The 14,661-nt window shown below is 48.0% G+C and carries 12 protein-coding genes; 5 read left to right on the plus strand and 7 right to left on the minus strand.

The annotated features are described in order from the left end of the window. The first annotated feature begins 772 nt into the window (after positions 1-772). Complete coding sequence (locus AC3RPL_RS08910; RefSeq protein ID WP_490739711.1) at positions 773-1,441, plus strand: response regulator; 669 nt, start codon at positions 773-775, stop codon at positions 1,439-1,441. A gap of 53 nt (positions 1,442-1,494) precedes the next feature. Continuing rightward, positions 1,495-1,818 carry a helix-turn-helix domain-containing protein gene (locus AC3RPL_RS08915; RefSeq protein WP_490739712.1) on the plus strand — a complete coding sequence of 108 codons (324 nt, stop codon included), beginning with the start codon at positions 1,495-1,497 and terminating at the stop codon, positions 1,816-1,818. Positions 1,819-2,261: 443 nt separating this feature from the next. On the opposite strand, the gene AC3RPL_RS08920 is transcribed toward AC3RPL_RS08915, so the two are convergent. From AC3RPL_RS08920 to AC3RPL_RS08940, 5 genes are all read right to left on the minus strand, one after another. Next, the gene (locus AC3RPL_RS08920; protein WP_490739713.1) at positions 2,262-3,179 is read right to left on the minus strand and encodes a glycyl-radical enzyme activating protein; all 918 of its coding nucleotides are present in this window, start codon (positions 3,177-3,179) and stop codon (positions 2,262-2,264) included. 66 nt (positions 3,180-3,245) lie between these two features. Next, complete coding sequence (locus AC3RPL_RS08925) at positions 3,246-5,672, minus strand: glycyl radical protein (protein WP_490739714.1); 2,427 nt, start codon at positions 5,670-5,672, stop codon at positions 3,246-3,248. 227 nt (positions 5,673-5,899) lie between these two features. Then, positions 5,900-6,445 (minus strand): GlcG/HbpS family heme-binding protein, encoded by a 546-nt coding sequence (locus AC3RPL_RS08930; RefSeq protein WP_490739715.1) that lies wholly within the window; start codon positions 6,443-6,445, stop codon positions 5,900-5,902. Positions 6,446-7,077: 632 nt separating this feature from the next. Further along, on the minus strand, positions 7,078-7,857 hold the full coding sequence (locus AC3RPL_RS08935) for a transporter substrate-binding domain-containing protein (RefSeq protein WP_490739716.1): 780 nt from the start codon (positions 7,855-7,857) through the stop codon (positions 7,078-7,080). A gap of 21 nt (positions 7,858-7,878) precedes the next feature. Further along, on the minus strand, positions 7,879-9,045 hold the full coding sequence (locus tag AC3RPL_RS08940; RefSeq protein ID WP_490739717.1) for a methionine aminotransferase: 1,167 nt from the start codon (positions 9,043-9,045) through the stop codon (positions 7,879-7,881). Between the two features lie 118 nt (positions 9,046-9,163). Between AC3RPL_RS08940 and AC3RPL_RS08945 the strand changes: the two genes are divergently transcribed. Next, positions 9,164-10,078 carry a LysR family transcriptional regulator gene (locus AC3RPL_RS08945; protein ID WP_490739718.1) on the plus strand — a complete coding sequence of 305 codons (915 nt, stop codon included), beginning with the start codon at positions 9,164-9,166 and terminating at the stop codon, positions 10,076-10,078. On the opposite strand, the gene AC3RPL_RS08950 is transcribed toward AC3RPL_RS08945, so the two are convergent. Both AC3RPL_RS08950 and AC3RPL_RS08955 read right to left on the minus strand, forming a co-directional pair. Next, positions 10,012-11,688 (minus strand): methyl-accepting chemotaxis protein, encoded by a 1,677-nt coding sequence (locus tag AC3RPL_RS08950; protein ID WP_490739719.1) that lies wholly within the window; start codon positions 11,686-11,688, stop codon positions 10,012-10,014. The two genes, AC3RPL_RS08945 and AC3RPL_RS08950, sit on opposite strands and share 67 nt — an antisense overlap. 440 nt (positions 11,689-12,128) lie before the next feature. Continuing rightward, positions 12,129-12,773 carry a TetR/AcrR family transcriptional regulator gene (locus AC3RPL_RS08955; RefSeq protein ID WP_490739720.1) on the minus strand — a complete coding sequence of 215 codons (645 nt, stop codon included), beginning with the start codon at positions 12,771-12,773 and terminating at the stop codon, positions 12,129-12,131. A gap of 105 nt (positions 12,774-12,878) precedes the next feature. Here AC3RPL_RS08955 and AC3RPL_RS08960 point away from each other — a divergent pair, with 105 nt between their 5' ends. Continuing rightward, a complete protein-coding gene (locus AC3RPL_RS08960) occupies positions 12,879-13,628 on the plus strand; it encodes an SDR family NAD(P)-dependent oxidoreductase (protein ID WP_490739721.1) in 750 nt (249 codons plus the stop codon). 314 nt (positions 13,629-13,942) lie between these two features. Continuing rightward, the gene (locus AC3RPL_RS08965) at positions 13,943-14,626 is read left to right on the plus strand and encodes a class I SAM-dependent methyltransferase (protein WP_490739722.1); all 684 of its coding nucleotides are present in this window, start codon (positions 13,943-13,945) and stop codon (positions 14,624-14,626) included. The last annotated feature ends 35 nt before the right edge of the window (positions 14,627-14,661 follow it).

Here is a 14,661-nt window from a genome sequence, read left to right on the forward strand (position 1 = left end):
CAGGTTATAAATATCTTCCTGTCTGATATTGATTTTGACAGGCACCTGGTCAATCAAGAATAGAATATGAGAAATTCAACAAGCCCGAAAATATCTAATTTATCAAAATATAAAACAACTGACACACTGAAACGGGATTGTGCTGTATTTTTCCTCACCCACTAATTTTTAATAATCACTTAACGATTGGTTTAAATATTTTTCATAACTTAACTGATATTTTTAATTTTTTCATGAAATATAACAAAAGTAAAAATAAGAACATACTTATTGCATGACTGATGAAAAAATATCAATAGTTGAATTTTTATGTCAAATCAGTAACAGTTTAATCATGCAATAAAAATTAAATGGTAAATTAAAAGTGGATGAACATTACTTATAACAACCAACAAGCATTGTTTCAGTTTTTAGTTATTTTGCAAGGGCTGTTCTGAAACGCTTCAATACCTCATTTCATTATGAATGATAAAGTTTATATTATTCTAAGTGGCGCCCGCTGGCATTTGGGATGTAATGTATAATTAAATAATATGTTGATTAGCAACCATATGTATCATGTTTTCAGAATAAAACCGGAAAAATATGATCGTGCTGAATGGTTTATCGACCATGATACGGGTACCCTGTAAGTCAGTCTGAGACAGACTGGTTGATAATGAAATCAGGCTTTAGCTGGTGTTTATGACGTAATTTTACCCCTGAATACAATGTAGACAGAATTATGATATTTCACCCTTCTGGCATCATCCCTTTAACATGGAGGAAAGGTATGTACAGTGTCGTTATTATCGAAAACGAACCAGTCGAGTCGAAATCACTTAAAAGTATACTTTCAAAATGTCCGGAAAATATACGGATTTATGAAGCAGGTACAGGAGAAAGCGCAATGATGTTAATCGATCGGCTATCTTGTATAGATATAGTACTGATTGATATAAATATCTCTGTGCCAAATGGCTGTCAGATTGTAGAGTATCTCAGACAAAAGGATTCAGAAACCAAAATCATTGTTGTTACTGCCAATGATGACTTTCATACCATCCGGTACATGTTAAGTCTTAAAGTGGATGATTATCTTCTTAAACCAGTGAAGAAAAAACTGATAATCGATTCTGTTCTGAAAAATTTGTGTATCAATTATCATGACATTGTTTTCAGAAAAGCACTTACAAAGAAAATCAGTACAATGTTCGAGACATGTGATTATACACAGTGGCATCATTTTATTTTTAATCTTATTGATGGATTTAAAACCTGCCAGAAGGGGCCCTTTCCATATACAAACAGACTAACCGAAATGTTAAATATAATAAAAAAAAGGCCTGAATTACAGAGTGAATGCTTGAGTGGTTGCCGTAATAAAATCGAGGTCATAATAAATTTCCTGAATACTCACGGACTGAATCGCAGCTATTTTTTTATATTATCACCACACTGATTGATATCAGCGCAGAACTATTTGAATATATTTTGCGGCATACGGAAATGAAAATGGATTTTATTTCCAGAGCAAAATTTCACATAGAAAGAAATATTCTGAATAATATATCCCTCGACGAAATTGCCGCAAAATCTTTTGTCAGCTCATGTTATCTGAGTCGTAAATTAAAAAAAATTACGGGCACGGCCCTGTCGAATTATATTACTCACCGAAAAATTAGCGTTGCCAAGTCATTGTTGCAATACAGTGACCTCAAGGTCAACACCATCGCCCTTGAATTATCCTGGCATGATTCGAATTATTTTTGTCGTATTTTTAAAAAAGAAACCGGCATGGCACCCTCTGACTATCGAAGAAATGTTGGTAATTTATGAAAGAGCCAGTTTTTGATGCTTATTAAATTAACCAGAAGAACAAAAGTTCTTCATTTACGACCGGATAATTCATCACCACGCGGTCAAAGTGATATATACAGGCCAGTATGGATATAGAAAATTGGTGTACATCAAGGCTGGATGTTGACCATTCTGATGCAATAGCCCCGCCACAGGCTGAGCTTCTTGTGTCCTGATGGGATATTATGCTCAGTAAAAGCCCTTTGGGCCGGTGCGTTTTTTAATGATGTGATTTTGTCAAAAAACTTGTTTTGCAGTTAATACGGACATTATTATCTTCAACACAAACCAGCTCTCAGTAATATGAATCAGAACGTAATTTTTTGAGTGTTGACGGCCAGCCAGCTGCCGACACCGGACGACAGGAAATTACCTTACCCCGCCTTCACCATCGGTTAAAAAATATAAAAAACTTTCCGGTGCTAACCGCCGATCAGGCACTCAAAACCTGATGAAAAAATAGTTTCCTGAAGTGATGCTATTTTTTCAGGACTTACGTTGCTATATCCGCTGAGGAGATAATCACGGCCAAGGAGGTCATATTTATTTTCACCAAAATTGTGGTAAGGCAATAAATGAACGCTGGTGACGTTTGACATTGACCGCGCAAACCCGGCGATACGCTGCATCTCTTGCTGATTATCATTGACGCCGGGAATAACCGGGATGCGTACGACAGCCTGAGTAATCGACGAGATACGGATTAGATTCTCCATAATGTGGCGATTATCAACGCCGGTATTATGCCGGTGTACCACAGGATTGATTGCTTTGATGTCGGTCAGCGCCAGGTCAACCCATGGGAAAATGTCGTCGATGATTTTGGGCGTCGTCAGACCGGTCGTTTCAATCGCCGTATGCCAGCCTCTCTGCTTGCAGGCCTTCAGCAACTCTCTGGCAAACACAGGTTGTGCCAGCGGCTCGCCCCCTGACAAAGTGATTCCCCCATCTGAACGACGATACAGGTTTTCGTCTTTTTGCAGTTGAAGAATCACTTCTGCGACGGTGATGCGACGGCCTTTCATCTCAAGCGCGCCCACAGGACACACCTCTGTGCATTTAGCACACTGAATACACCGCTCACGATCGACAAAATAGCGATTATTTATCTCAATTGCCTGCTGTTCACAGGCTGCGACACACCTGCCACAGCGAATGCAGTTGTTGTTCTTATATATTAATTCCGGCCGTGGGGACTGTGATTCAGGATTACTGCACCATTTACAGGCGAGTGGACATCCTTTAAAAAAAGCAATTGTACGAATACCCGGCCCGTCGTGCAGGGAATAGCGTTGAATATTGAACAGAATCCCTTCTGCCTGATAATCCACTTTTTCCATCAGACTTCCGTAATACAATGATGCAGTCAGCAGAGGGCCATATTGCAGAATACGGCCCGCCCGGACTCAGAAGTGTTGCTCAGTACGGCTGATAATGTCGTCCTGAACTTCTTTGGCGAGAACGACAAACTGTGCGCTGTAACCTGCTACCCGCACAACAAGATCCTGGTGCTGCCGGGGATCCTTCTGGGCCGCCAGCAAAGTTTCACGATCGATGACGTTAAACTGAACATGCATTCCCTTTTTGTCAAAATAGCTTCGCACCATCGCACTGAAATTACGCAGGCCCTTCTCGCCAGCCAGTGATGACGGCAGAAATTTCTGGTTATACAGGGTGCCATTCGACGCGATGAAGTGATCAAGTTTGGCAACAGAGTTTGCCGCCGCAGTGGGCCCAAGGGTATCTTTGCCCTGACGAGGTGAAACCCCGTCAGCCAGTGGTTCTCCGGCCAGACGGCCATCAGGTAATGCTCCGACGTCTTTTCCAAACAATACATTAGCCGAGACAGGATAAATCCCAGCCTGAAATGTCCCCCCACGAGGATTACCGTAGCGCTCAACTTCCTGGCAATAAATCAGCGCACAGCGACGTGCCACCAAATCCACTTCATCAATGTCATTACCAAAACAGGGCGTACTTTCCAGAATGCGACGGGTTTCTGTAAACCTGTTGTTATCTCCGACCCACAGCTGCGACGCGGAAGACGGCTGTCGCTCCGGGTCAGGGTGATGGTCAAAGTTGACTTCAAGCGCATTTCTTAATTCCGCAAGGGTGATTCTGCCCTCTTCGAACACCTGCTTTTGCAAGGCATAAACTGAATCTCCGGTATCAGCAATGCCAAAAGCCTGTGGCCCGGTAAAGTTATATACGGCGCCCCCCTCCTGTAAGGATTTACCACGTCCAATACAATCATCCACCAGTGCCGAAAGGAATGGCAGTGGGCAGCGTTCCGCATGTGCCATATCAATAGCATTGCAGGCTTCAACAAGTTGATGAACGAAGTGCGCCATCTGCTGACGGAACGCGCGATAGAAGTCTTCAATGCTGGTGAAATCAGTCATTTCACCGCTAACCGGACCCAACTGGTGGTTGCCTGCCCGGCCATTATTAAGGGTAATTTCCAGTACCCTGGCAACATTGAAAAAGGCAGCATCGTGCCATCCCTCCGTGCGGTGAGGGACCTGTGGCTCCACACAACCAATGATGCAGTAGTCCCGTGCATCAGCCAGTGTCACCCCTCTGTTTTGCAACGCCGGAATAATCACTTCATCGTTATACATAGCGGGTACACCCATACCCAGGCGTACCAGCTCACATGCCCGATAGAGAAAGGCATCCGGCGAGCCCTGCCATACACGAACAGAAAAGGAGGGCTGTGGCAGCCGCACGTGAGCCGTTGCCTCCATGCACATATAGCTGAGCGCGTTGGTGGCATCCTGGCCATCAGAGGTCTGACCGCCAACACAAAGATTCTGAAAGACGGCATAACCAGCAAAAGCTTGTGCAGACACTTCATCCCGGGTTTTATTGATGTCGTTGAGTTTAATCCAGCAGCAATCAACCAGTTCCTGTGCAAATTCAGGCAGGATGGTTTTATCGGCTTTCAGGTATGGATACATGTATTGATCGAAACGCCCTGGCGAGACAGAGTGACCGCTGGATTCAATTTGCAACATACTTTGAATAAACCAGAAAGCCTGACAGGCTTGCCAGAAATTCTCAGCCCCATGTTCCGGTACACGCTTACAGTTTTCTGCTATCTGCTCCAGTTCCCGCTTACGCTGCGGTTCTTTCTCCCTGGTGGCTATCCGGAGAGCTTCATCCGCATAGCGGTGAGCAAAAAGAATTGCTGCCTGATAACTGATAATGACCGCCTGATAAAACTGCTCTTTGCGTATATAACCGGGTTCACTGCGATCAAGTCGTGCCAGTGCATCGTTGACTTCTTCAATGATGCCGCGAAAGCCTTTTTTCAGTATCTTGCCGTAATCAACACAGACATGGCCGACGCCACCAAACAGGTAATTGCCCGGGCTAAAAACTCCACTCGCCATGCTCTCTTTAGTCCCCTGTGACATCAGTGATTCAGCCAGAGCACAGGTGGTTTTACCCGGCCAGTATTTAAAAGCCTGATGAAGATCCTGCGCGGTTTGTGACGAAATAACAAAAGGATCGGCCAGGCGATGTTGCATGGTTTCAAACTCTTTTTCGACCCATTCATAAGAAAATTCGGGACAAATTTCTGTCGATCGAGGATTGACTGTCACCGCTCCGACAATCAGCTCGTCAGGACGAATCGTAACCGGCAGTTCAAGGAAGAGTTTCTCCACCGCTTTTGCTCTGCGCATAATGGCAGGAAGGTGTTCATTTTGCTGATAAGCCCGGGTCACCAGCATCGCTCTTTCTGCTTCCACGCAGGGCTTTGCCTGAAGGATCGCATTCTTCAGTCTGACCACGCGACGGGTCGGTTCAGAAAATCCTTGTTCTAACATGAAGTAACCTCCTAAATAATCGGTGTGACCATCGGTCACAGCTGAATTGTTCAATCGCCGATTATGCACATCGCTTCTGTCACTGCGGCCCTCTCATCAGATATGGCCAGTGTGGTGATAGTTACGGTCAGCTGCCAAAGATTTCAGATACCATCACCTGACTGTTTTGCTGGCAAGGTCGGCATAACGGTAAAAGACCATAAATGAAGATGGGCCGCCGTTAATAATCAACCTCGCTGTGCCTGGACACATGTCAACTCCTTGTAATGGTGAGAATATTCAAGCGGATAGCGCGTGCGGCTGAACTGAGCCAGCGCAAAACGGGCAATCGCGATATCCTGATCCACTCTTCCGCCACTAACGCCGACTGCGCCCAACAGCTGCCCGCCTGACCAGAAAGGCAAGCCGCCACCGATACAACATATGCCCGGCGTATATTGTAAGCCCGCCAGCTCCATATCAGGTTGAACCTGCTGGCCCAGCTTTTCTGTTGTCATTCTCAATGACGCTGCCGTCCAGGCTTTCTGGTACGCCAACTGATGACTTATCAGCATGGCATGGTCCATGCTAAAAAAGTGGCGCTGGGTCCCCTGCGCATCCACCATGCTGAACACCACCGGCACACCAAATTCTGCGGCATGATCACGAACAAACTGCCCCAGCAATAACGCATCTGCCAGCTTAAAACTGTGTGATGGCTGGATCTGACTGGCCACAGTTTTATCGCTCCAACCTTCGGGTTGCGATGAAACAACCGCATTGTATCCGGACATTTTCCGACCTCATCCTTATGGTTATTTTTAATTCAGTTCCAGTGAATCAATGATAACTGCCACAGCGTCATCAATGACTCAGTGCTCCTGACCTGCCCTCAGTCCGGGCGAACGTTTTGGCCTGATTGTCCCTCACCGCTGAGCACTTTTGTAAAATTTGCCGGGCGATCAGCGCTGCGCGATGTTGATTGTTATCCATAAACGCAATCACCCTGAAATTTCAGGCAGTAATTGATCGATATCCGCAGCTTTTGGCCTGCGGGGATTCATTGATGTACAGGCATCTGTCAGCGTGGCTGTGATCGATGTCTCACGACATCTGGCGATGTTTTTTTCTCAATTCCGGCGGCGGTCAGATTTGGGGAATGGATAACTGCCTGTTTAACAGGCGCAGGAGGTTAACCCACTGCTCATCACTTGCTCCGTACATTTTTTGCTAAAACTGCGGGTTAACTTATCATCCGCAGAAAAAACTAAGACTGGAATAATTTGTGGTGATCGGGGATTTTATTGTGCTGATCTTTTCTGATGGTGGATAACCACGCCTGAAGGACGTGGTTTTTTACTCAGCGATAAATCAGCAATCTCTCTGTTGATTGCTGACCCAGTCTGAAGAGTCCAGTTCAGACCTGTTAAGGTTTAACGCCGACGTCGATACCAGGAAAGTATTTTGTCGCCAGCCGGGTAACGGTGCCGTCAGACTGGACTTTAGCGATGGCGTTATCCAGCGCTTCCTTTAATTTACTGTCGTCTTTACGCAAACCAAAACCAATGCCAACCCCCAGTATCTGATTATCTTCTACCGGCGCGCCGGCAAAGCTGAACGCTTTCCCCTGCGGTTTTTCCAGAAAGCCAGACTGACCCGCTGCCGACATCACCAGCGTGGCATCAAGACGGCCCGCCACCATGTCACTGTAAACCTGGTTTTGATCCTGGTAGGAAGTGATGGTCACACCCTGTGGCTCCCAGTGTTTTTTAGCATAGGTCTCCTGAACTGATCCCTGAAGCACGCCAATATTCTTGCCTCGCAGCGACGCCAACTCAGGTTGCAGACCTGATCCACGTTTACCGATCAGCTGGCTGGGAATGCGATAAATGGGCCGGGTAAAACTGATACTTTTCAGTCTGGCTTCGGTGATGTTCATTGCCGAGTTAATGGCGTCGAACTTTTTCGCTTTCAGCGCCGGAATGAGCGCATCGAAGCTGCTTTCCACCCAGCTGCATTTGAAGCCACCGGCCTGACAGATGGCATTACCCAGTTCGATATCGAACCCTTCCAGCTCACCTGCCGCATTACGGCTTTCAAATGGCGGATATTGTGATTCAAGGCCATAACGGAGGCTCTCTTGTGCCATTGCCGATAATGATGACAACAACCCTGCTGCCACTAACAGTGCACTCAGTTTCTTCATTCACTTCCCCTCAGAAGTCATTCAGGACTTTACCCGGCACAGCGCTTCAGCACCGGCTCGTAATGTGGCGTCATCTTTTGCAAAAGAGAGACGAATCAGTTTGTTGTCGCTGCCGTCGGTATAAAACGCCGAGAGTGGAATAGTGGCGACGCCGTAATCAACAATCAGCCGTTTTACCATTTCGCTGTCACGCTCATCACTGAAATCAGCATAACTTGCCAGCATAAAGAACGATCCCGCAGAAGGCAGCAACCGAAATGGCGATGACTGCAATAATGCGATCAGCAAATCGCGTTTGCGCTGATAAAAATCGCGCAAACCCAGATAATTTTCAGGCTGGCGAAGATAGTCGGCAAAAGCGACCTGCATCGGCGTATCAGCGGAATACATCATAAACTGATGCACTTTGACCAGTTCGCTCATCAGTTCCGCCGGGGCCAGGCAGTAACCAACTCGCCATCCGGTGACGTGGAAGGTTTTACCAAAAGAGGAGACGATGACGCTACGCTGTGCCAGTTCCGGATGGGTTGCCATGCCGTGATGTTGCCGGCCGTCAAACAGAATATGCTCATACACCTCATCGGACAGCACCACGATATCGCTGTGACGAATGATGGCCGCCAGTTGATCAAGATCCTGTCGGGTAAGCACCTGTGCACCGGGATTGTGAGGCGTGTTAATAATGATCATCCGCGTGCGCGGCGTGATGGCGGCGCGGACCTCGTCCCAGTTGACAGTAAAATCCCCCGGTTGCAGTTTCAGCCCCACCGGAATGCCAGCCTGCAATCGCACTACCGGCGCATAACTGTCAAACGCCGGTTCGAAGAAGATAACTTCATCGCCTGGGTATACCAGGCCGCTGATAGCAGCATAAATGCCCTGACTGGCACTGCCGGTAATTAACACTTCGCGGCCGACATCATATTGCTGACCATAGAGGGCGCTGACCTTGCTGACCAGCGCCTCTTTCAACGCAGGCAGGCCGGTCATTGGCGCATATTGATTATGTCCCTGCTGCATCGCTCTGGTCACACTGGCCGTCAGCATGGGATCGCAGGGGAAATCTGGCGCGCCCTGTGCAAGGTTAACGGCCCGGTGTTGTGCAGAAAGCTGACCTATCACTGAAAAAATGGTCGTGCCGGTATCAGGCAGTTTAGAACGCGGCTGCACGCTGGATTTGATGGTCATGCATACTCCACATAACGGGTGAGGCGGTGTGATTCATTCAACGTGAGGCGGCTTGAGTGAACAAGCGAATTGTTGTCATAATAGCCATGACTTTTAAACATTGCTTACAGGAATGACCATGTCGAGGCGCCCGCTGCCACTCAATGCGGTTTATGCTTTTATTGTTGTTGCCCGTCATCTTAACCTTACTCATGCTGCCCGGGAGTTATGCATTACCCAGGGTGCGGTCAGTCGTAAAGTGGCAATGCTGGAAAACTGGCTGGGCTTTGCCCTGTTTGATCGCCACGCGCGTGGTATGCGTCTCACGGCTCAGGGCGCAGCGCTGCTGCCCGCCGTGCGAGCCGGTTACGAACAAATGACTCAGGCCGCCGATCAGGCCAGCAGAACCCATGCGGTGATCAGACTGAAAGCCCCCACCTGCGCCATGCGCTGGCTGGTGTCAAAACTGGTGGCACTGGAGCAGGCCCGGCCAGACCTTCATGTCTCACTGACCACCACGCTCGATCATCACAGTCGGCTGGAAAACTATGATGCGGCAATACTTTACGGGCCACCCCTGACCGGCAGTTATCGGTTATTTGATGAAGCGCTGACACCGGTGCTTGCCGCTGAACTTGCACCAGAAGGCGGGCTGGAAATTGAGGCGCTGGAGCGGTTTACTTTTTTGCATCCGACTGCCGATAACCGCGACTGGCTTCTGTGGCTTAATCAGCAGCGCAGGCAGGTGACAATGAAGCGCAACCAGCATTTCGATACGATGGATCTGGCGATCGGCGCTGCTGTTCAGGGATTTGGCGTGACGGTGGCGGATGTGACGCTGATCGAATCGGATCTGGCAATGAAACGGCTGGTTGCCCCATTCGGGGCAACGGTTAAAACGGGCGCGGTGTGGAGTCTGGTTCAGCGCCCGGCCAACGAAGCGCCCGCTCAGTTACAGGAGCTGGTGGCGTGGCTCTGTCAATATGCTCAGAAAGAGACCCAGTCATCAGGCGACGCTTTTGATTTAGCCGCTCCGGGAAGCGGCAGCGACTGAGCTGGCTTCAGACTGGTTGCCGTTGTGAGCTGCGGGACAGTTGCCGATATCGCCGTCGGGGACAGACGGAATTTTGACACTGACAGCGTCAACTCCTCAGTCTGGCGTTCCAGCGCGCTGGCGGCGGCTGAAACCTGTTCCACCAGTGAGGCATTTTGTTGCGTGACGCTGTCCATTTCGGTAATGGCAGTGCCCACCTGAGATATCCCCTTACTCTGCTCTTCCGACGCTGAGGCTATCTGCTTCATAATTTGCGTGACTTCTTCCACTGCCCGCAGGATTTCATCCATGGTACTGCCTGCTTCTCCCACCAGACGCGAGCCGTTATCCACTCTGCTGACCGAATCACTGATTAATGACTCAATCTCTTTAGCGGCGTTAGCACTCCGCTGAGCCAGGTTGCGAACTTCACTGGCGACCACAGCAAAACCTCGCCCCTGTTCACCTGCTCTGGCGGCTTCAACGGCAGCATTCAGTGCCAGGATATTGGTCTGAAAGGCAATGCTGTTAATCACGCTGGTGATCTCACCAATTTTATGTGAGCTGCCGGCAATGCCCTGCATGGTTGTGACAACGTCACCAACGAGTTTACCCCCTTTACTGGCGGTGCTGGAGGCAATTTCGGCCAGTTCACTGGCGTGTGCCGCATTATCAGCGTTTAGTTTTACCGTCGCGGTCAGCTGCTCCATGCTTGCTGCCGTCTGCTCAAGTGCTGCCGCCTGCTCTTCCGTTCTGGATGAGAGGTCGTTATTCCCGGAAGATATTTCTGCCGCACCACGATAAATGTTGTCGGTCCCGTTACGGATGGCACTTACCGCATCGCGCAGACTCTCCTGCATCGCCCGCAACAACGGAACCAGTTTACCTACGCAGTTGCGTCCGATATCTTCAATCGGCTGACTCAGGTCACCCTCTGCGATCAGACGAAAATGCTGACGCATTCCCTCCAGCGGGCGCACCAGCATTTTTACCAGGTAGCGATCGGTTAACAACAGAATCACCAGACCGGCAATCGCCGCCATAACAATCACCAGTTTGGTTGCATGCGTCAGATAATCGACTTTTACCCTGGTGACATCCAGCTTATCACTGGCCGCACTGTTGAATTTCTCCACGCTGCCGCCAAAATCCCGACTGAGCATGGGGGTGACATTTGCTGCATGACGACGAAAATCATCAAGCACAGGTTGTTGAGCAAGCCGCATCTGCGGCAGAACACCATCATTGAGCAGTTTTTCCCAGTTGGCGATCACCGCTGCCGAATAACTGGCGTCAATGGGGCCGGGCGAAAGGGCTTTAAAGTCAGCCAGATATTTCGTCATGTTATCCAGCGCTTTTTGTACGGATGCCATATCCGCTGCCGCCGTTGCACTGCCGGCCTGCCGGGAATCAACGGCCCGGTTCAGCCGGGTAATAAAGCGAAAATATTGATCGTTGCCTTTACTCAAAATAGTCATCTGGTTAACCAGCTGGCGATCAACTTCGTTTCCCTTTCCCAGTGCGTTCAAAGAATAAACGCTGTACATGCCTACGGCAGACCACATCAGGCAGAACAGCCCGAGGATCCAAAGCAACACGCTGCGGATGGTAAAGTTTTTTAACATATTCATAACTACTCCGTAACGATAGAGAACTGTGTCAGCTCAGCCTGACATCTGGATGCCTGATAAGGGTTATCGGCACCATCGCGCATTACCTGAGTAATTATTTCTTTTTATTCATAATGTTAAGAAAGGTGGTGAAAGGTTAAGTATTTGCACTGACAGGCTTTTTTATCTCAAACTGACGCAACAGAGACTTATGTAATTAAAACCAGATTGTTAAATTCGTTCTGTCGATCACAGTTTAAGGTAGTGACAAGGGTGTTTTTTTTCTGAATTTGCAAACTGAAGGCCCGGCAGTAATAACCTGAAAGGCTTGAAGGATAGTCTGTCGTTGTAATGACCTGCATTTATACATGCCAACCTGAATTCAATCTCTGCAACCCGTATCAGCTTAAAATGAAAAAGACAAATTCATAGCCTGATTATCGATGATGTGAAAGAGAGTGTCATTCTCCGGATTTACCCTGTTGGTGCGCAGCAAGATAAGCGCGTAACATCAGTATCAATTGTCTTTCTGCCTCCTCGCCGGCGCTGGACGATATAACCCGTACACAGAAAGCAGGAACTGTCCCAAAAAGAACTGCCGCCATAGTTTGCGCAATGATATGACATTCGTTGAAATTGCCATCACTGGCTGATGTCAGTAGTTTCTCAATGGCATGAACAGTTTTTTGCACCGATTTATCAAGCAACCTCCCGGCATCCAGGTCTACCGCAATGTAATAAAGCGCGGGAGAAACCTCAGCATTTGACATGATGGCCTCAAGGTAGGCCCTGACTACGACAGCAGCAATTTTAGCTGATTCAGTATTCAGGTTTTCGTGACAGGCCTCTTCGACGATGCGTGTAAGGGAGTTCAGATGCCTTTCCAGCAGTGCCAGCAGCAAAGACTGTTTGTTAGGGAAATACTGATACAACGTACCTACTGAAACTCCCGCTCGTTCAGCGACTCGTGTTGTGTTAAGCCGTATTGGCCCTGCCGTTAACAAAACCTGAATGGTTGCCTCAAATATGGCGTCAACGGTGACGATCGATCGTTCCTGACGCGGCATTCTGCGGCGATTAAGCTGGTGAGAGATAACTGTAGCCATAAGCGAATTCAAAATCTGAAGAATAATTCACATAATAATTCTTCAGCCCCTCTAACTCAATCTCCATCATGAGCAGAGGAAGAATATGAATGTCAGGAGGTACATATGGGTAAGCTGGACGGAAAAGTCGCAGTAATAACAGGTGGCAGTGACGGTATTGGACTGGCAACCGCTCAACGGTTTTATCAGGAAGGTGCGACAGTGGTGATTACTGGCCGGGATCAGGCCAGACTTAATTCGGTAATTGAGCATTTTGACGGCAAGATTGATGCATTGCGCAGTGATATTTCTGTTATGGCAGAGATTGAGCAGTTCAGTAACTATGCTAAATCCCGGTACAATCGAGTTGATATCCTCTTTGCAAATGCAGGTGGTGGCAGACCTGGGTTGTTCACAGAAGTTACAGAAGAAGACTTTGATTTTACGGCCAATACAAATTTTAAAGGCACCTTTTTTACAGTACAAAAAATTATCCCGCTAATGGCAAGGGGAAGCTCTGTCATTCTGATTACATCGACACTGGATCAACAAGGCCGGCCGTATGTTAGTGTCTATTCAGCAACCAAAGCTGCTCTCCGCTCATTAGCCAGATCACTGGCGGCCGAACTGTCTGATGCTGGCATTCGGGTCAACGCGCTTTCTCCGGGACTTATTGATACTGACCAGGCCAGAAAAATCGGTATGAGTGAAGAAATGATTAAGCAGTCTAATGCCCATTTACATACTTTGATCCCTATGCACCGCAGTGGTACTGCGGATGAAATTGCCAGAACAGCTGTTTTCCTGGCTTCGGACGACTCTTCATATATGACTGGCTCAGAACTGTGTGTTGATGGGGGATGGGCCCAGGTTTAGTTTTCCTCCTTCGCACGCTTTATTGATAAACCTTACCTCAAATCATTTCATAATGGACTCCATAAAACTGTCGTTTTATGGAGTTTTATTAGCAATATCAACAGTCGCCCAACAGCTCACCTGAAGGAAAATAGGGGCAAATGCGGGTTTCTCCGCACAGTAAGGCCTTTCATTCACGCACCCTACATTACTGGTTGTAAAATAAGCGCTATGAATGTTTCTCACGTTGTCTGTGCAGGATTTATTGTAATCAAGTTAAAGATTACATTACCTTATAGCCCCACAACGAAATGGCCGACTGTTAAGGAAGAATAATGAATGTTGATAGTGCGAAAGGTTCGCGAGTTTATACGCCTGTTACTCTGCGTCTCTATGACTGGTGGGTACTGAATATTTCCAATCGCTATGCCTGGCGCTGCCCTACTGAGCAAATACTTCTGCCCCATTTCCAGCGTCATTTAAGTAAAAACCATCTCGATATCGGCGTGAGGACAGGCTGGTATCTTGCAAACTCCACGCAGGCACTGGAACGCGTCTCACTGCTGGATCTTAATCCTGTCAGTCTTGACGCAGCAGCCGGGCGTATTGGTACCGGTCGTGTTACCGACCGTGTTCGTCATGACGTTTTTAAACCCTTGCCCGCTGAGATGAAAGATCGTTACGACTCGGTATCCCTTTTCTATCTCCTGCACTGCCTGCCCGGTGAGATGTCATTAAAAAGTATCGCACTGGCTAATATCAAGGCGGCGGTGACTCAGGGCGGAACCGTTTATGGCGCGACGATTTTAGGCAACGGCGTCGAGCATAATGCTTTCGGACGAAAGCTGATGAATGTTTACAATAAAAAGGGGATTTTTGGTAACCAGCATGATTCCCTGTCCAGTCTGAAAATGGCCCTGCAACAGCATTTTCGTGAGGTCGAGATTCAGCTGCACGGTACGGTCGCCCTGTTTGCCGCCAGAGATAAGATTAGCGGTGAGGCAAAAAGTGCAGCCTGAATCCCGGCGTTTTAAACAACCTGCATGAGGATTTG

It is taken from the genome of Erwinia papayae (assembly GCF_058241465.1).

Bases quoted from the DNA above. Each gene is read 5' to 3' on its own strand.
- AC3RPL_RS08910 (WP_490739711.1), top strand. From the start codon at position 773: ATGTACAGTGTCGTTATTATCGAAAACGAACCAGTCGAGTCGAAATCA.
- AC3RPL_RS08915 (WP_490739712.1), top strand. From the start codon at position 1,495: ATGGATTTTATTTCCAGAGCAAAATTTCACATAGAAAGAAATATTCTG.
- AC3RPL_RS08920 (WP_490739713.1), bottom strand. From the start codon at position 3,179: ATGGAAAAAGTGGATTATCAGGCAGAAGGGATTCTGTTCAATATTCAA.
- AC3RPL_RS08925 (WP_490739714.1), bottom strand. From the start codon at position 5,672: ATGTTAGAACAAGGATTTTCTGAACCGACCCGTCGCGTGGTCAGACTG.
- AC3RPL_RS08930 (WP_490739715.1), bottom strand. From the start codon at position 6,445: ATGTCCGGATACAATGCGGTTGTTTCATCGCAACCCGAAGGTTGGAGC.
- AC3RPL_RS08935 (WP_490739716.1), bottom strand. From the start codon at position 7,857: ATGAAGAAACTGAGTGCACTGTTAGTGGCAGCAGGGTTGTTGTCATCA.
- AC3RPL_RS08940 (WP_490739717.1), bottom strand. From the start codon at position 9,045: ATGACCATCAAATCCAGCGTGCAGCCGCGTTCTAAACTGCCTGATACC.
- AC3RPL_RS08945 (WP_490739718.1), top strand. From the start codon at position 9,164: ATGTCGAGGCGCCCGCTGCCACTCAATGCGGTTTATGCTTTTATTGTT.
- AC3RPL_RS08950 (WP_490739719.1), bottom strand. From the start codon at position 11,688: ATGAATATGTTAAAAAACTTTACCATCCGCAGCGTGTTGCTTTGGATC.
- AC3RPL_RS08955 (WP_490739720.1), bottom strand. From the start codon at position 12,773: ATGGCTACAGTTATCTCTCACCAGCTTAATCGCCGCAGAATGCCGCGT.
- AC3RPL_RS08960 (WP_490739721.1), top strand. From the start codon at position 12,879: ATGGGTAAGCTGGACGGAAAAGTCGCAGTAATAACAGGTGGCAGTGAC.
- AC3RPL_RS08965 (WP_490739722.1), top strand. From the start codon at position 13,943: ATGAATGTTGATAGTGCGAAAGGTTCGCGAGTTTATACGCCTGTTACT.